This is a genomic window from Parageobacillus toebii NBRC 107807 (assembly GCF_003688615.2).
GTDB classification, from domain to species: domain Bacteria; phylum Bacillota; class Bacilli; order Bacillales; family Anoxybacillaceae; genus Parageobacillus_B; species Parageobacillus_B toebii.
This window is the reverse complement of record NZ_CP049703.1, coordinates 2,332,517-2,350,963: the sequence shown is the minus strand read 5'-3', so window position 1 is coordinate 2,350,963 and position 18,447 is coordinate 2,332,517. Positions and strand designations below refer to the sequence as shown.

16 protein-coding genes are annotated in these 18,447 nt (G+C 42.1%); 6 read left to right on the top strand and 10 right to left on the bottom strand.

All coding sequences use genetic code 11. From position 1 onward, the window contains the following. Positions 1-24 precede the first annotated feature (24 nt). On the top strand, positions 25-1,671 hold the full coding sequence (locus tag DER53_RS11975) for an alkaline phosphatase (protein ID WP_062754279.1): 1,647 nt from the start codon (positions 25-27) through the stop codon (positions 1,669-1,671). A 53-nt stretch (positions 1,672-1,724) separates the two neighbouring features. Here DER53_RS11975 and DER53_RS11970 read toward each other — a convergent pair whose 3' ends face one another. The 10 genes from DER53_RS11970 to DER53_RS11925 all read right to left on the bottom strand — a co-directional run bounded on the left by DER53_RS11970 (position 1,725) and on the right by DER53_RS11925 (position 13,633). Beyond that, positions 1,725-2,654, bottom strand: coding sequence for an AEC family transporter (locus tag DER53_RS11970; protein WP_062754281.1), 930 nt, complete (start codon positions 2,652-2,654; stop codon positions 1,725-1,727). An 8-nt stretch (positions 2,655-2,662) separates the two neighbouring features. After that, positions 2,663-3,361 (bottom strand): response regulator, encoded by a 699-nt coding sequence (locus tag DER53_RS11965; protein ID WP_062754284.1) that lies wholly within the window; start codon positions 3,359-3,361, stop codon positions 2,663-2,665. Then, on the bottom strand, positions 3,324-4,949 hold the full coding sequence (locus DER53_RS11960) for an ATP-binding protein (protein WP_062754285.1): 1,626 nt from the start codon (positions 4,947-4,949) through the stop codon (positions 3,324-3,326). Before DER53_RS11960 ends, DER53_RS11965 begins: the two co-directional genes overlap by 38 nt. A 65-nt stretch (positions 4,950-5,014) precedes the next feature. Beyond that, positions 5,015-6,541: a tripartite tricarboxylate transporter permease gene (locus DER53_RS11955; RefSeq protein ID WP_062754288.1), complete on the bottom strand. Its 1,527-nt coding sequence runs from the start codon at positions 6,539-6,541 to the stop codon at positions 5,015-5,017. A gap of 12 nt (positions 6,542-6,553) precedes the next feature. Further along, positions 6,554-7,009, bottom strand: coding sequence for a tripartite tricarboxylate transporter TctB family protein (locus DER53_RS11950; RefSeq protein ID WP_062754290.1), 456 nt, complete (start codon positions 7,007-7,009; stop codon positions 6,554-6,556). 55 nt (positions 7,010-7,064) lie between these two features. Next, entirely contained in the window at positions 7,065-8,078 is a 1,014-nt protein-coding gene (locus tag DER53_RS11945) for a tripartite tricarboxylate transporter substrate binding protein (protein ID WP_062754292.1), read from the bottom strand. Positions 8,079-8,249: 171 nt separating this feature from the next. Continuing rightward, complete coding sequence (locus DER53_RS11940) at positions 8,250-9,398, bottom strand: mannitol-1-phosphate 5-dehydrogenase (protein ID WP_062754294.1); 1,149 nt, start codon at positions 9,396-9,398, stop codon at positions 8,250-8,252. A gap of 2 nt (positions 9,399-9,400) precedes the next feature. Then, a complete protein-coding gene (locus tag DER53_RS11935; RefSeq protein WP_062754296.1) occupies positions 9,401-9,838 on the bottom strand; it encodes a PTS mannitol transporter subunit IIA in 438 nt (145 codons plus the stop codon). Between the two features lie 20 nt (positions 9,839-9,858). Further along, a complete protein-coding gene (locus tag DER53_RS11930; protein WP_062754298.1) occupies positions 9,859-11,934 on the bottom strand; it encodes a BglG family transcription antiterminator in 2,076 nt (691 codons plus the stop codon). 283 nt (positions 11,935-12,217) lie between these two features. Then, positions 12,218-13,633 (bottom strand): PTS mannitol transporter subunit IIBC, encoded by a 1,416-nt coding sequence (locus DER53_RS11925; RefSeq protein WP_062754300.1) that lies wholly within the window; start codon positions 13,631-13,633, stop codon positions 12,218-12,220. A 405-nt stretch (positions 13,634-14,038) separates the two neighbouring features. Here DER53_RS11925 and DER53_RS11920 point away from each other — a divergent pair, with 405 nt between their 5' ends. The 5 genes from DER53_RS11920 (at position 14,039) to DER53_RS11900 (ending at position 18,444) form a co-directional block, all read left to right on the top strand. Then, complete coding sequence (locus tag DER53_RS11920) at positions 14,039-14,767, top strand: amino acid ABC transporter ATP-binding protein (RefSeq protein WP_015863749.1); 729 nt, start codon at positions 14,039-14,041, stop codon at positions 14,765-14,767. 42 nt (positions 14,768-14,809) lie between these two features. After that, complete coding sequence (locus DER53_RS11915) at positions 14,810-15,670, top strand: glutamate ABC transporter substrate-binding protein (RefSeq protein ID WP_062754301.1); 861 nt, start codon at positions 14,810-14,812, stop codon at positions 15,668-15,670. Positions 15,671-15,746: 76 nt separating this feature from the next. Then, a complete protein-coding gene (locus DER53_RS11910; protein WP_062754303.1) occupies positions 15,747-16,400 on the top strand; it encodes an amino acid ABC transporter permease in 654 nt (217 codons plus the stop codon). Positions 16,401-16,418: 18 nt separating this feature from the next. Beyond that, complete coding sequence (locus tag DER53_RS11905) at positions 16,419-17,069, top strand: amino acid ABC transporter permease (RefSeq protein ID WP_015863746.1); 651 nt, start codon at positions 16,419-16,421, stop codon at positions 17,067-17,069. 106 nt (positions 17,070-17,175) lie between these two features. Next, a complete protein-coding gene (locus DER53_RS11900; protein WP_015863745.1) occupies positions 17,176-18,444 on the top strand; it encodes a sensor histidine kinase in 1,269 nt (422 codons plus the stop codon). The last annotated feature ends 3 nt before the right edge of the window (positions 18,445-18,447 follow it).

Genomic DNA, 18,447 nt, shown 5'->3' with positions numbered 1-18,447 from the left:
AATTATTGTAAGGAGGAAGCAAAATTGAAAAATATTGGGCAGAAAATTATCAGTTTTGCGTTAATCGGATCCCTCACAGCTGGCTCTTTTGCTTTCGCTGCGCGCGAAGAAGCAAAACAAGAGAAAAAACAAAAACCGATTAAAAATGTCATTATGATGGTGATGGATGGGGCAAGCGCCGGAGCTACGACATTAGCAAGATGGTACAAAGGGGAACCGCTCGCTTTAGACGAAATGGCAAGCGGCGCTGTCCGTACGTACTCAGCGGAATCGGCGATTACCGATTCAGCTCCGGCCGCAACAGCAATGGCTACCGGATTTAAATCAAATGATAAGTATATCGGGGTCCTCCCAAGTGTCGTCAATTCGCCTGGATTACAGCCGATTCCGAAAGAACAAGCGCTTAAGCCGGCAGCCAATGTACTCGAAGGAGCCGAACTAGTGGGAAAATCAACAGGGATTATCGCAACAGCCGCCATTCAACATGCGACGCCAGCTGGTTTCTCCGCACATGTTCCACATCGAAACATGTTTCCAGACATCGCTGAACAACAAGTATATCAAAATATAGAAGTCGTCTTAGGCGGCGGAAAAGAAGCGTTACTTCCAGGGAACGGAAAAAACAACCGAAAAGACAACGAAAACATGCTAGAAGTTATTAAGAAAAAAGGATATGACATCGTAGAAACGCGTGAAGAGCTGCTCCGTTCAAAATCGAACAAAATTTGGGGCGTGTTTGCCGATGACGCGCTTGCGCAAGATATGAACCGTCCATATATAAGACCAAATGAACCGACATTAGCGGAAATGACGAAAAAAGCAATCGATACTCTGTCAAAAGATAAAGATGGATTTTTCCTTTTTGTCGAAGGAAGCCAAGTCGACTGGGCCGCGCATGCGAACGATCCTGTCGGCATCATCAGCGAAGTGTTAGCGTTTGACAAAGCGGTCAAAGAAGCGCTTTCCTTTGCGAAAAAACGCAACGACACGCTTGTAATTGCTGTGACAGACCATGGCAACAGCGGTATTACAATCGGAAATCGCAACACCGATCAATCATATCCTGAAACCCCTGTTTCCGCATATATCGACCCGCTGAAAAAAGCGAAAATGACATTAGACGGAGCAATGAGCCAATTAAAGGCAGACAAATCAAACCTAGAAGAAGTTGCCCGTTTATACGGATTAGATTCATTAACAGCCGAAGAGAAGAAAAGATTAAGCGAATCGACGAATCTTCGCAAAACATTCTCAGAATTGCTCGCCGCGCGTGCTAATCTCGGATTTACAACAGGCGGACATACAGGGGAAGATGTATTTCTCTATGCTTACGGTCCGAATCGTCCAATTGGCACCTTTGAAAATACGGATTTAGCCCACATCATGGCAAAAGCGATGGGCTTTGACTTAAAAGATTTAAATAAACGGTTATTTGTCAACGCCGAAAAAGAATTCGAAGCAATAGGGGCAACCATAACGATTGACCAAACGAACGCACAAAATCCTGTCCTCATCGTAAAGAAAGGAAATACGACGGCGAAACTCCCTGTAAACAAAAACATCATGACCGTTGGAAACAAAACGTATGAATTAGAAGGACTTGTCGTTTACAGCGCGGACCAGTTTTGGGTTCCAAAGCAGGCAATTAAGCTCTTTAAAAAAATTCAATAGCATAGCAAAGGCGCGAATGCTTATTTCGCGCCTTTGCTACGATTTAATGCTTATCAAAATAAAATATTGGATAGATACACGATCATCGTCACCGTCACCGAACTAAGCAGCGTTGACACAAATACTGCTTGGGCGGCGTAATCCGGATGGTGGCCGTATTCGAGTGCATAAAGCGCGGTGTTTCTGGAACAAGGATACGAACTTGCAATCAATAAAGCTTGAGCGGTCACTCCCTCAAGATGCAACGCAAAAATAATCACAGCGGCAAGCACCGGTGAAAGAAGCAGACGACTGAAAACGCTAAGATACAACAACGGCGGCAACTGTTTCAGATTAATATAAGCCACTTGTGCTCCCAGCGTCAGTAAAGCAATGGCCAAAAATGCATTTGCGACATTTTGAAGAGGATTCCAGATAAACGATGGAACCGGAATATGCAACGACCGAAAAAGCAATCCAAGCAACAGTGCATAGATAATCGGGTTTTTCAAAAATTCTGCCGTCACTTTTCCTTTCTTTTTCTTTTCACTAGCAGATAAAAAATTAAACACGCCATATGTATTCGTAAGGAAATTCTGAAAAATCGTCACAACGATTTGAATCGACAGCCCTAACGGCTGTTGGTGGAACACAAGCTGGCTTACTGGAATGCCAAAATTGCCGGAATTGTTAAGAACAATCGTGTTTTGAAACGTAGCGGATAAACTTCGGTCAAGCTTTAACAGTTTTGCCATGACTGTACTAATGACGATTAACGCACCGTTTTGCAGCAGCAAAAACGCGAGTACGTCCAACAGAACATCTCCGTTAATGTTGCTTTCATAAATATTTGCAAACCCAACAGCCGGCAATAACACATAGACATTTAACTTGGACAAAGTATTCATGTCAAAATGGAAAATACGGTGCAAAAGCGCGCCAAGGCCGACAAGAAAAAATAATGGCAGTATAACATGGAGAAAAATAAGAAGAAAAATGTCCATTCCTCCTCCTATCTTTTTAACTTATAAATTCGTTCCGGTCTTCCAACCGTGCCGTAAGAAATGTCAGCCGCCACTTGAGAAATAGAAACAAGATATTCTAAATATCGTCTTGATGTCGTCCGGCTTGCGCCAATGAGTTTTCCTACTTCTTCCGCTGTAATGCCATTCTCATATCGCTTTACTACCGCTAGCACTTTCTCTAATGTCAGCGGATGAATCCCTTTTGGCAGTTGGCCATCTGTACCGCTAATCATCTGTTCTCGCTGGATCAACTGATCGATGTCCTCTTGTCCGATTATTTCTTTTTCTTTCATCAGTTCATGCATTTTATAGTAGTATTCTTTATATCTTACCAATGTTTCGGTAAACCGGTCGAGCATAATGGGTTTGATAATGTAGTCAAACACCCCTCCATGCATCGCTTGCTTCAGGGTGTCAATTTCTCTTGCTGCGGTAATCATAATGATATCGATATTTGTAAAATGTTCGCGAATCCACTTTAAAAATTGAAGCCCGTTCATATCGGGGAAATAAATGTCCAACAGCACTAAATCAGGTTGCAGCACTTCAATGAGTTCTTTTCCTTCCTGTTCATTTGTAGCAATCCCCATCACTTCATATCCTTCCACTTTTTCCACAAAACGGCGATTAATCTCAGCAATACGTTTATCATCTTCGACAATGAGCACTTGAATATTGCGAGCCATCATCAACCCTCCGTTGTTTTGGAATGATGATCGTAAAGACGGTTCCTTTTCCCTGTTCCGATTGATAAGTAATATGACCGCCAAGCACCGTCAGCGATTTTTTCACCAAATCAAGGCCATAGCCGCGATGGGCAGCCGCTTTCGTCGAAAAACCACGTTCAAATATTTGATCGGCTATTTCCGCTTGAATGCCTGGTCCGTTATCTTCCACTTCAATAATTAAATCGTCGCCAAGATCAGTTAAAAATACGGTCACTTTCTTTTCTTCGCATCCGTTGTGCAATACCGCTTCCATTGCGTTATCCACAATATTGCCGATAATAGTCAAAAGGTGATCGCGATCCAAATGCTTTGGAATATCTTTAAAACTGCTTTGCCGGTCAATATCAAACTGAATCTTTAATTCATTTGCGCGGTTAAATTTGCCGATGAACAGCCCTCCGATAATAGGATCAGGAATTTCTTTCATCACGAAACGAACGATGTCCTGATGAAGATTGGTTTCTTTAGAAATGAGTTCTAACGCCTCTTCATATGATTCCAACTGAATGAGTCCGGAAATGACATACAATTTGTTGGAAAACTCATGCGTTTGCGCCCGCAGCGCTTCTGCATAGCTTTTTAGCTGGGAAAGCTCCTTCGTTAATCGATATAGTTCTGACTTATTGCGAAATGTCGCTACCGCCCCGATGACATTTCCTTTTTTATCGACAATCGGAATGCGATTGGCAATCACTGTTTCCTCTCCTAATATTGTCTCATCATCATATTCCGCTTTCCCCGTTCGAATCACTTCTAGCAATCTGGAATGAGGAATAATATGTAAAATATATTTTCCTAGCACGTCATGTTCCTTTTTATATCCTAACAACGCCATCGCCGTTTTGTTGACCATCGTAATGATTCCATCATGGTTCACCGCAATAATTCCTTCGCGGATCGCTTCCAAAATCGCCTGTTTCTCTTGGTATAACAGCCCGATTTCTTTTGGCTCCAATCCGTGAATCGATTTTTTCACCGTTTTTGCAATGCCAACTGCTCCAATAATCCCTAACAATAGTGCAAGGATAGAAAAGAAAAAAATTTTTATGCTATATGACCAAACGATGTTATCAATATCCTCAAGCAAAAACCCTACCGATACAATGCCAATGACATTTCCTTGCTCATCGAAAATCGGCGCTTTCCCGCGTATCGCCGGACCAAGCGAACCGACCGCTTCGGAAATAATCGCTTTTCCCTTCAGTACCTCGTCATTATCTCCGCCCACCATCTTTTTTCCAATCCGATCCGGAAGCGGATGGGCATAACGAATTCCTTGTCTATTTCCAACCACGACATACTCCGCTCCGGTTTTGCGGCGAATCATTTCTGCAAACGGCTGAATTTGTTGATGCGGGTCCGGCTGCCTAAAAGCGTCCTTGACTAACGGCGTAGCAGCCACCGTTTCCGCTACGTTTAGCGCGCGCATTCCGATTTGTTCTTTTAGCGTGGCGGCAAACATGTGCTGAAATAAAAATGAAAGAAAAAGAATAACAAATAAGAGCAACGAACAAATAATGATAATAAGCCGCGTTTGCAGTCTCATTCTTCTCTCTCCCTGACGGAAAATAGAGAAAGACTATCCGCCGAAAGGCAGTAGTCTTTCTCCCTTTACATATCTTCGCTGACAATGACCGATTTCCCTTTTAGTTTCATGACAAACGGCACGGCGATCCATAAAAACGCAATGATAAGCAAAACAAGAGAGATTGGTTTTTCGAAAAATACCATAAAGTCGCCGTTCGAGGCCGTAAGCGCTCTTCGCATGTTATTTTCAATCATTGGACCAAGTACAAGTCCTAATACAAGCGGCGCCAGTGGAAAGTCATGTTCTGCAAGCAGATAGCCTAATACACCAAATGCGATTAATAAAAAGACATCAAACGTCGTCACCTGCACCGCATAAACGCCAAAAACAGAAATCGCAATAATAAGCGGCAACAAATATTTCGTCGGCGTTTCAATGATTTTCGCAAATACTTTGACGAGCGGCATGTTTAAAATCAGCAGCATCACATTGCCGATAAACATGCTGGCAATGAGCCCCCAAGCGACATCCGGATGCTCATCGAAAAGGAGCGGGCCAGGCTGGACATTATACATGATCAATGCGCCCATTAAAATCGCCGTCGTCCCCGAACCGGGAATGCCGAGCGTTAAAAGTGGGATCATCGCTCCTCCCGAAGCGGCGTTATTCGCAGATTCCGGTGCCGCAACGCCGGCAATCGTCCCCTTTCCAAATTTTTCAGGAGTTTTGCTTAATTTCTTTTCCATGATGTAGGAAAAAAATGAGGCAAGCGTTGCGCCCGCTCCCGGCAATACGCCGACAAAAAATCCAAGCAGCGATCCACGCGCAATCGGTCCGGCGCTTTCTTTCAGTTCCGCTTTGGACGGAATGACACGGCCGATTTTCGCAATTTCTCCGTCATTTTGCTCTTTATGAAGAATCGCTTTAAATACTTCTCCCAAGGCAAACAACCCGACCGCAACTGTTAAAAATTCCAAGCCTCCGTAGAGAAAAGAAATGTTATACGTAAATCGCGCCACACCTGACACACTATCAAGTCCAATCGTCGATAGCAGCAAACCGAAAACGGTCATCATCCACGCTTTTGTCATCGAGTTTCCTGCCAATCCGCTCACAGCGGCCAAACCGAGAATCATCAGCGAAAAGTATTCCGCTGGACCAAATTTCAACGCTACATTGGAAAGCGGCTCTGCCAATAGCACGAGGGCAATTAACGAAACGAGCCCGGCGACAAACGAACCGATTGCCGCAATCGCTAATGCTGATCCTGCCCTCCCCTGCTTTGCCATTTGATAACCGTCCAATGTGGTGACGACAGAGGAAGATTCTCCAGGTGTATTTAATAAAATCGATGTTGTCGAACCGCCGTACATCGCCCCGTAATAGACACCGGCAAGCAAAATAATCGAACTTGTCGCCGCTTGAGCTGGGTCAAGCCCGGACGTCATCGAAGCCGTTACTGGAATTAACAGCGCTACCCCGCTCATCGGGCCAATCCCTGGCAGCACTCCTACCGCCGTCCCAATCAGCACTCCAAGAAAAGCGAAAAACAGATTGTGCGGCTGCAGTGCGGTTTGAAAGCCATCGATTAAAAACGTTAGTGCACTCATACTCCCCCTCCTTTACTGAAACCAAACGGGCCAACTCGGCAATGTTCCTTGCAGCAATTTGACGTATACCCCATACACTCCAAGCGAAAAACAAGCGGCAAGCACTACTGATTTCCACAAAGCTCCTTTTTCCATCGTTTGAAACCCGACGACAAGGAACAAAAACGTCATCATGACATAACCAACGGTTTCTAATAAGGCCGCATATATCACCGCGGCAAGCAAAATAATAAAAAAATTTTTATATTGCAATGGCTGCCTTTCTTTGTATGAATCCGCATATCGCATCGTTTCTATCAGCAGCTTGATACTTAACAATACGAGAATAAGTCCTAGCAAAAACGGAAACACGTTCGGACCGACTGCACTTCCATAAGCGCTTTTCGAGATTCTTAGACTTTCCACCATAAACAAAGCTCCCACGGCTAAAAAGGCGATGGCGGTAACGCGGTCAAATGTTTTACTCACACTCACACCCCCATTTTTTTATTAAAGATGGGGAAGCGTTCTCTTCCCCGTTCGTTTATTTATGCATTCCAAGCGATTTCAACATATCGCTGATCTGCTGTTCCTGCTCTTGTAAAAATTTTGTGAATTCTTCCGAACCTCTATATTCTGCTTCCCACCCTTGCTTCTTTAGCTCCTCTTTCCATTTTTCATGCTCGGACAATTTTTTGAATGTATCTTCCCAAAACTTTTTCGCGTCCGCAGACATTTGTTTCGGTCCGAAAACGCCGCGCCAAATTGTAAACTCTGCGTCAATGCCAAGCTCTTTCAGCGTTGGCGCGTCTTTCAAAGCGCCGCCAAGGCGTTCTGACGCGGAAACGGCAAGCACCCGCACTTTTCCTGCTTTTACGTATTCCCCGACAGAAGAAGCATCCGTCGCAATTACATCAGCATTTCCCCCTAGAAGCGCCGCCATTGCTTCTCCGCCGCCGTCATACGATACATATTTCACTACTTTTGGATCAATGCCAGATTTGTAGATAGGAAGAATCGCAATCAGGTGGTCCATCGACCCTGGCGCAGATCCCCCGGCTACTGTCACAGACTTTGGATTTTGCTTAATCGCTTCTAACAGTTGGGACAAGGATTGAAACTTCGAATCCGCCTTAACGACAATCGCGCCAAAATCTTTAGTCAGCTGGGCGAGCGGCGTTGTATCTTTGTAACCGAATGGGCTGTTTCCTTCCGCTTTTAAGTTGTTAATAATGATCGGCGGGGAATTGACAAACAGCTTATAATCGTTGTTTTTATCTTGTGTGGCGTACTCCGCTATAAACACGGCTCCACCGCCGCCCGGTTTATTCTCCACCGTCATCGTTTGCTTCACCAAATTTGTTTCGCTTAATACTTTCGTGATCGCTCTTGCCGTCAAATCCCAGCCGCCCCCAGCCCCTGAAGGAGCCACAAACACAATCGGCTTCGTCGGATAGTTCGATGTTTTGCCAGATGGTTTCGTCGTTACATTGCTTCCACAGGCAGCCAGCGCCAACACGATGATCCCCATAATCAGCAAATTCCACCACTTTTTCATTACACCTGTACCCCCTATTTATTTTGATAGCGTTCACATATTTAGAAACAATTATAATAACTATTTTCGGAATAGTAAGTTTTTGAAAATAAAAATAATTTTGTGCATTTTGTTCATAGAAACAAAAACCCCGCTGTTGCCAGAGTCTTTCAGCAACGGCGGGGAAAACGTTTATTTTAAATGCTGCCATTGATCTTTTATTGCTATAACAAGCGGATGATCTTTTTCTAATTGTGAATATTGGTATAGAGCCCCTTCTACTCCTGTTTCTTGAATGGTTTTTTGCAATGCAACTGCTTCCTCGTCGTTCTCATAATCAAACAATAACAACGCGGCAATTCCTTTGACTAAACCAAGCGGCACTTGTCCGAACAAGTCATAATATTGCACAGCCGGTCCAACGAGGCGATCATTCGCTCCAAGTTTGCGAATTGGAGAACGAGCAACCCGGACTATTTCATCGGAGATGGAAGGATTCATAAAACGTTGAATAATTTTTTGAATATAGGATTGATGTTCGTTCTCATTCCATCCATATTTCTTTACTAACACCGCACCCGATTCATGCAGCGCTTTTTCCACGTCCGAGCGTATCTCTTCATCATTCATTGCTTCTTGTATCGTTTGTAATTTTTTATAGTATCCTAAATAGCTGGCAATCGCATGCCCGGTATTTACGGTAAAAAGCTTGCGCTCAATATAAGGCTTTAAATCATCAACAAAATGAGCCCCTTGAATCGGCGGAATGTCGCCAATAATATTTCGTTTTTCGATCACCCATTCAAAAAACGGCTCGACCATAACGGAGAGAGGATCGTCGTGTTTTTGATTCGGAACGATACGGTCTACCGCGCAATTCAGAAAACCGTAGTATGTTTCGAACAACGGCTTATCTGCTTCGGAAATCTTTGCAAAAACATGGCTCTTTAACACGTCACTTCCGCCAATCATATTTTCACAAGCGATAATATGAAGTGGTGTTTTATTTATCGTGGCTCTTTTTTGTAGCCCCTCAGCAAGAATCGCAGAGATTGCCGGTAAAATATGCGGTCCAACCGCTGTTGTAATGAGATGAGCCTTTGTGATATAATCAATGACCTTTTCACGTTCTGTTTGACTATTGACAGCAGAAACGTTGCGAATCAACTGTTCTTGTCTATTTTCATCGGCAATGATCACACGATACTCCTGTTTTTCCTTTAATAAACGGACCACTTCATCATTAATATCGACAAACACTACTTCATAACCCGACTGAGAAAGCAAACTCCCGATAAAACCTCTTCCAATATTTCCTGCGCCGAAATGAACAGCCAACATGTTTAATTCACCTCATTTAGAAGGCGAAGAATCTCTTCTTCTGTCGCCGCTTTAATCATCGTTTCTACATTTTCCTCTTCCGAACAAACAATGGCGATTTTTGATAGAATTTCTAAATGTTCATTATTCTTTCCAGCGATTCCAATCAATAGTTTTGCGATATTGCCATCTCCGAAATCAACCCCATCAGGAATTTGTACAATTGAAATACCAGAATGTTTAACAAATTGTTTCGCATCCTCTGTACCATGTGGAATAGCAACAAAATTTCCCATATATGTTGATGTTAACGCTTCCCGCTCAAACATTTTATCAATATAAGAATCGTCTACATAACCGTTATTCACCAAAATTTGTCCTGCTAAACGAATTGCTTCTGTTTTACTTTCTACTTGCGCATGTAATACAATATTTTCTTTCTGCAAAATTGGCATTGACATATCATTCACTCCTTATGTTGTTAAAGATAGTTATGAAAAAACTTCTCTAAATGATGGCTCAAAAACGAATACACCTGTTCGCGATCACCTTTTTCAAATAAAGCCACGCTATCTTCATCTTTAATAACCAACGAGCTAATATGGCTTAATACCGAAAGTGTTTCTTGACTAGGTGACTCGGGCGCCAACAGCAGTAAAACGGTATTCACAGCCATCGGCTGATCGTGCATTCCATGGATTGTTTGGCATTCCGTTAACCTATAAATCGTGAAAGACGGAAAAACCACCGCAGAGCTTCGAGTATGGTACAAAGCGAGCGACGTTTCCGGTATTCCCAATCCTCCTAATGTCTCTCTCCGCAACAATTCTGCAAGAACTTTTTCAGAATCGCGAATGATCCCTTTTTGCCATAGCTGATGACACGCTTCTGCTAATACTTCTTTGATGGAATGGCTATTTACCTGTTGTAACGTAAACCCTTGCAAAATTCGGAGAATGGTTTCACTCATTTTTTGAATGGAATCCATTTTCTTAATCACATCATGAGATGTTCCTATTGAATCGTCTACATCTTCCTTACGGGAAACCGCGTTTCTGTTTTTTAGAAACTGTTTAATCGACAGAATCTCTTCTTCCCTTAGCATTGGACTGACAACCAAATACGGCTTTACCAAGCCATCAATGGGTATGGTCGAAACGATCAAGTCGTATCGCGTTACATCCGTGTTTCTCAATTCAAAAACAGAAATCTGTTCCATGTGGACAATATCTGGAATTTCTTTTTTCAATCTTGTTGCTAATATTTTTGCCGTCCCTAGTCCGCTCGAACAGATCACTAACGCACGCAATCCTTTCTTTACCCTCAATAACGCCGATGCAAAGTGGAGAACTAAATAACCAATTTCTTCGTTTGGAACAGCAACATCCGGAAATACTTGTTTTACTCCTTTTTCTAACACCGCAAAAAGTTCTGGATAATCTTGAACAATTTTTTCTAAAAGCGGATTGGCAATCCCCATGTTATGCTGGATGCGATAAAGTGCTGGCTTTAAATGAACAACCAAATCTTCGTATAATGTATAATCGTTCGTGATATCTACATGGAGCTCATCGCTGACAAACCGAATTAGCTCCTGTGCTTTGATGCCTATTTCAAAACTCGTATCTTCTAGCATATAACCTTGGCGGTCGCGAAGTTTCGCTCCCATTAAATGCATCGTAATATACCCGATCTCCTCTTTTGGAATCGTGATGCGAAAAGCATGTTCTAACGATCGGGCAATTTTTTCTGCGGTTTCGTATTCTTTTGTGGTCTGAATCGTTTCCAAATATTGTTGATCAAAATTAATCGATTCCCCTTGGCTGATTCGCTCTATTGCTAAGGCAAGATGGACCACTAACGCAATATACGAACTGTCGGCAATAGTAAAAGGAAGCTCTTCCTTGATTCGTTCAATTTGTTGTTCAATGGTGACTAATTTTTTCTTATCGATTAGCCCGAGAAGTTTTTCTGTAACCGTATTCAATTTATCGATGGACTTTTTTTGAATCGACTCTTTCATTAACGAGAGAAACTCATGTTCATCCACATGATGAAATAGTAGTTCACTCATCATTCTCCGCTTTGCGGACTCAGATCCAGCAATTTCCACACCATATCCTCTTTTTCGGATTAGAGATAGCCCGTATTTTTCTATCATTTTATTGATTTTATCTAAATCATGGCTAATGGTTGCAACAGTAACGTTGAGGTCGTTTGCAAGCGATAAAAGCTTGACAGGCTCTGTTGCTTCCAGCAAAGCAATCAGAATGATTATCTGTCGTTCCTCTGGTGTGTATTCCTTATGAGACAAATGAAAGAGATGAAGCGCTAGCTCTTTTTTCTTTTCTTCTTCTCCAATAATCCGAATGCCGACCCCTGCTTTTTTGACAAGCTGCAGGCGGTAATCCTTTAAAATGCGCTCGATCCCTTTTAAATCCCGGTGGATGGTACGGTTGCTGACGTCTAGTTGCTCGGCAAGTTCTCCTACCGTTGTTCCTTCGTCGTTTGACAACAAAATATCTAGTATTTTTCGCTCGCGTGCAGATATATACATTGCCCCTCCACCTTCCCGCCTTCCGCAACCATTGTTGACACAATTTAAAATAATAAATAACCTGTTCAATAAAAATTTTAAGTCCCGATCCTTTTCATTACAACAAATAGATATTATTTTTTCGTCTCTTTTATTGTTGACATCTTTTAATAAAATACGTTTCTGCGAAAAATTAAAAGGTAAGCGTTCGTTTATCAACTCCTAAAGCCTAAAAATCCTTAAAAAATAAAGGGTAGGCACATATTAGTCATGTTTTAATATGTGCCTACATGTGCCTACCCTTTTATTTTTTTAACATTTCGATTAGCTCATCATATTTCGGACTGTTTAAGAAATTTTCCACCGATATATGAAACGCCTTTGGCAATTTTTCCTTCGCGCGATCTGTTAAGTTTTGGTGAGTAATTACAATATCAGCATCTTCCGGAAGTTGGTTAATTGCTGTATTTGTTACTTCAATATTTAATCCAGCTTTTTGCATTTTATTACGTAAAATCGACGCTCCCATCGCACTCGAACCCATTCCTGCATCACAAGCGAATACGATCTTTTTGACCTTGGCTGGGATTACTTTTTCTTCATTTTTCAATACAACAACATCGCTCTTTTTCCCTTTTAATTGTTGCATTTTTTCTGTAGCTCTCGTTAAATCTTCCTCTTCGTTATTTTTCGCAGATTTTAAGAAAATAGATGCAACGAAGAATGACACTGCCGCGGCGACAAATACCCCTGCCAAAACCCCAAGGTAATTTCCTTTTGGCGTCATTGCTAATAGGGCAAAAATACTTCCTGGAGATGGAACCGCCACAAGCCCAGCATCGAAAATGGTAAATGTGAATACTCCACTCACTCCACCAGCCATTGCAGCTAAAATTAAAATCGGTCTCATTAAAATATATGGGAAGTAAATTTCGTGAATCCCGCCTAAGAAATGAATGATGACAGCTCCTGGCGCGGATTGCTTTGCCATTCCTTTTCCAAACAACCAATACGCTAGTAGAATGCCAAGACCTGGTCCTGGATTCGTTTCAAGCAGGAATAAAATCGATTTTCCTGTTTTTGCTGCTTGTTCAATGCCGAGCGGACTTAAAATTCCATGGTTGATTGCGTTATTGAGGAATAACACTTTTCCTGGTTCAATAAAAATATTCGCCAATGGCAATAAGTGCAAATCAACAATTTTTTCTACACCTGCTGCTAACGTTTTGCTAATTGCCGAAACAACCGGTCCAACCCCTTTGAATGCAGCTAATGTCAACAGCCCGCCGATAATTCCGGCGGAAAAATTATTGACAAGCATTTCAAAGCCCTGTTTCACTTTACCTTGGATCTGCTGATCGAATTTTTTGATTAGGTAACCACCTAGTGGCCCCATTATCATCGCGCCAAGAAACATTGGAATGTCTGAACCGACAATGACTCCCATTGTCGCTGTCGCACCGACAACACCGCCGCGAACATCATAAATCATTTTTCCGCCCGTATAACCAATTAATAATGGCAATAAATACGTAATCATTGGGCCAACAAGCTTTGCAAATGTTTCGTTTGGCAGCCATCCTGTCGGGATAAACAGCGCCGTAATAATTCCCCACGCAATAAATGCCCCAATATTCGGCATAATCATTCCGCTTAAATAACTACCAAAACGCTGAATCTTTACACGAAAGCCAGACTGATTTTCTGTTGTATGAGTCATGTTGCATTTCCCCCTTTTGCTTACTGTACCTTTATCTTAAAGCGCTTACATTATGTATTCAATGAAAAGTAAATATCATTTTGTCCAATGCATTATTGTCATTTTTTAAAAATAAATTGACCCGCAACAATTCATTCGCTAAACACTACTATGCAACAAAAAACTCAGTCTTTTGATTCAGTCCTTTCCACTTAACTATATTTATTGCTCAATATTTCGCCGTTATATCTCTTTCCGTGTATAAAATCAATGACATCGTGGTCATTGCGTGATGGTCTCTATAGAAAGATTTTTTGCATCCAAAGAGAAGATTATCGTCGATTTCAGTAGATTTCAGTAGATAATGTTTACAATAAATCTCAAAAAAACAAACTATTCATATTATTCGGGAAGGAGGGGGGTTCATTGATTTATTTTCATCAAGTGAACAAATATTACGGCGATTTCCACGTACTAAAAGATATCAATTTAACCATTCATCAAGGGGAAGTTGTCGTCATTATTGGTCCATCCGGTTCTGGGAAAAGCACGTTAGTTCGTTGCATCAATCGTTTGGAAACGATTTCAAGCGGCGAATTAATCGTGGATAACGTCAAAGTCAATGACAAAAACATCGACATTAACCAATTGCGGCGCAATATCGGTATGGTGTTCCAGCATTTCAATTTATACCCACATATGACTGTATTGCAAAACATTACGTTAGCACCGATGAAAGTGCTTCGCATTCCGGAAAAAGAAGCGAAAGAAACCGCGATGTACTATTTAGAGAAAGTAGGAATTCCGGACAAAGCGAACGCCTATCCGTCCGAGCTGTCCGGCGGGCAGCAGCAGCGCGTTGCTATCGCCAGAGGACTGGCGATGAAGCCGAAAATTATGCTATTTGACGAACCGACATCGGCGCTCGATCCAGAAACCATTGGAGAAGTGCTTGATGTCATGAAACAATTGGCAAAAGAAGGCATGACGATGGTCGTTGTGACACACGAAATGGGATTTGCCCGTGAAGTTGCGGACCGCATCGTCTTTATGGACCAAGGCCGTATTTTGGAAGAAGCGCCGCCGGAAGAATTTTTCGCCAATCCAAAAGAAGAACGGGCAAAAGTATTTCTGAGCCGCATTCTCAACCATTAATAAGCAAAAAAATGTTTCAAATCAAACAAAGGGGGTTTTTTCATGAAAGGAAAAACAGTTTGGAAAATGTGGATCACGCTTGCGCTTATCGCACTATTCAGCATCACTGCTTTAGCCGGGTGCAGCAGCGAATCGTCAACATCCAACAAAGGGGATGGGGCAAAATCGACGGAAACGTTGGGCGGAACGAACACGTTAGAAAAAATTAAAAAACGCGGCAAACTCGTTGTTGGAGTAAAGTATGACTTGAACTTGTTCGGTTTAAAAAATCCAGAAACCGGAAAAGTAGAAGGGTTTGATATTGATATTGCCAAAGGATTAGCGAAAAAAATTCTTGGTGATGAAAATAAAATCGAACTAAAAGAAGTGACATCCAAAACACGCATTCCAATGCTCAATAACGGAGAAATTGATGCGATTATCGCGACGATGACCATTACGGAAGAGCGGAAAAAAGAAGTTGATTTCTCTGATGTGTATTTCATGGCCGGACAATCGTTACTTGTCAAAAAAGACAGCAAAATTAACAGCGTAAAAGATTTGAAAAAAGGAATGACCGTGTTAACGGCAAAAGGTTCTACATCCGCGCAAAACATCCGCAAAGTAGCGCCAGAAGTCAATGTATTAGAATTTGAAAACTATGCTGAAGCGTTTACAGCGTTAAAAGCTGGACAAGGCGATGCGCTCACAACGGACAATGCTTTGCTTTTGGGAATGGCAAAACAAGATCCAAACTACCGCGTTCTTGACGAAACGTTTACCGAAGAACCATACGGCATCGCCGTCCGCAAAGGAGACAAAGAATTTTTGCAAGTCATTAACGAATACTTAAAAGAAATTAAAGAAAACGGCGAATACGACAAAATTTATGAAAAATGGATTGGGAAAAAACCGCAACAATAAATCATGAAAGAACAGATGAGCGAAGCCTGTTTCGCTCATCTGTTTCATCTTAGGTTAGGAAAGAGGTGGAATCATCATGTTAAGATATTCGATTTTGCTAGAACATTGGGATATGTATTTGCAAGGGTTTGCCAACACGTTAAAAGCAAGCGTTCTAGCTCTTATCGGCAGCTTGGTCATTGGCATCATTATCGCGATCTTCCGCATCGCGCCAATTCGCCCGCTAAACTGGATCGGAACTGTCTATGTAGAATTTATTCGCAACATTCCGCTTATTTTAATCGTCTTTGTATTCTTTGTCGGCTTTCCCGCTATCGGTATACGTTTTGATTCCTTTACAGCAGGAACATTAGGCCTTATGGTATATACCGCTGCATTTATTGCGGAAGTAATCCGATCTGGAATCCTTGCTGTTCCAAAAGGCCAAATGGAAGCGGCGCGTTCCTCTGGATTGACATACTTGCAGACCATGCGCTATATCATCTTGCCGCAAGCGGTCAAAATTGTTATTCCGCCGCTTGGCAACCAATTTATTAACCTTGTGAAAAACTCGTCCGTTTTAGGAGTCATCGCCGGGCTTGACTTAATGTATTTCGGTGATTTAATTTCATCCGAAACGTTTGTTACATTTGATGTTTATATTTTCGTCGCATTGTTTTACCTTGTGCTAACTATACCGTTAAGTTTAGGTGTTGGATATTTGGAACGCCGTTTGGCAAAAAGTCGGTAATCGAGGAGGTAAGGACACATGGACTTTATCGGCGCATACGCTCCAGCACATCTCTCCTTTTTACTGCAAGGATTTTTGGTCACGTTGGAAGTTGCGTTTATATCCATTATTTTTAGTTTTATCTTTGGAATTATCATTGGTGTAATACGCTATACAAAAATCCCTGGCATTTCACAAATTTTTGCCGTTATGGTGGAAACGATTCGTAACCTCCCGCTGCTCTTGATCATTTTCTTTACGTATTTCGCGCTGCCGGAAGTGGGATTAAAACTGGATAAATTTTATGCCGCTATTGTCGCCCTAGTTGTCTTTGAATCGGCGATGCTTTCGGAAATCGTTCGCAGCGGATTAAACTCGATTGACAAAGGCCAAATCGAAGCGGCGCGTTCGTCCGGACTCACCTATATACAAACATTATGGTATATTATCTTGCCACAAGCATTGCGCCGAATGGTGCCGCCGATTGTCAGCCAATTTATTTCATTGCTGAAAGATACATCGCTAGCGATCGTGATCTCCCTCCCAGAATTGATGAACCACGCACAAATTATTAACGGAAGAAATGTCAATTATGTGATACCGATTTTTATTCTTGTTGCGCTTATGTATTTTGTTGTCAATTATTCGTTATCTCTTGTTTCTAGAAGGCTCGAATATCGACAACGTTAGACTCATATAATGATTCTTTTCTTGAAAAATATGAAACTACTTCCACCTCATCTGTTATATAATAGAAACTGGGGTGGTGAAAAGGTGTGTGAAAAAAGGAAAAACGATGCGTGAACGCCTGTTGATCGTAACCATTCTAATATTGGCCACTGCTTTTTTCGGGGAAATGAAAATTAATCCGTTTAATAGCCCGTTCCGCTTCTCATTAGGGAGTGCTATCTTTTTTTTCGGACTTATTTCATTTGAGATGATTTCCCCGCTTTTTATCGGAATTTGCGCAGGATGTTTTGTCGTCGGATTCCGTATCGCCCTTGACATGCTGACTGGGCAAGCTGCGTTATCAGATAGTTTTTTTACTCATGCTCCAGCCGCGTGTTACTATATTAATTTTGCCTTGATCGTACAAATCACTCGCTTCCGCCGCTTGCTGGAATTTCCCATCCGCGCTGGCCTGCTCGGCGCAGTTCTTGATTTTTCGTCTAATTCATGCGAATTGCTCTTTCGTTATCTCCTTGGTGAGTCGTTCATCGTGACATACCAAGTGATGATGGTAATGTTGTTATTCGCTATTTTACGAAGTTTCTGTGTCATTGGATTATATAATATTTTCGTAATGAAACATCTTCGCACCTTAGGGGAAGCGCGACAACAAGAGTTGGAACGTCTAATGATGATTAATACGGGGCTGTATGAGGAAACATTTTACTTGCAAAAATCGATGACATACTTAGAAGAGATTACACGAAAAAGTTATGAGCTATATTCGCGTTTGATGGAAGGAGAAAAAGTGAAGCCGCATGCCGCGCTTTATATCGCCGAACATATTCATGAAGTCAAAAAAGATGTACAGCGTATTTTTGCAGGCTTATCGAAATTAATCGGGCAACAACCGTTGCGGCGGAGGCTTCCTATCAATGAACTTTGTGGAATGGTGGTACGCGCTAATGAAAAATACGCCGAGCTATTAGGAAAAAAGATTCAATTTGCCCAAACGTGCCATGTCGATTTATCGACCGACCATGTCTATGCCTTACTCTCTGTACTAAACAACTTAGTGGCGAACGCCGTGGAAGCCATTCCGACATCCGGTTCGATTCATCTGCAAGTAGAATTGCAACAAAGCAATCTCATTGTGGAGGTGACAGACTCTGGGATAGGCATTGCCAAGGAAGATGCCGACTGGATTTTTCAACCCGGCTTTACCACAAAATACGATCAACAAGGAAATCCGTCGACAGGAATTGGTCTTACCCACGCGCGGGATATCGTACAAAGTCTTCATGGACATATACAACTTGTAAGCAGCAATCCAGGACAAACAATATTCCGATTGACCATTCCTACCAGCCAGCTGCTGCGAAAGGAGGAAATGTAATTC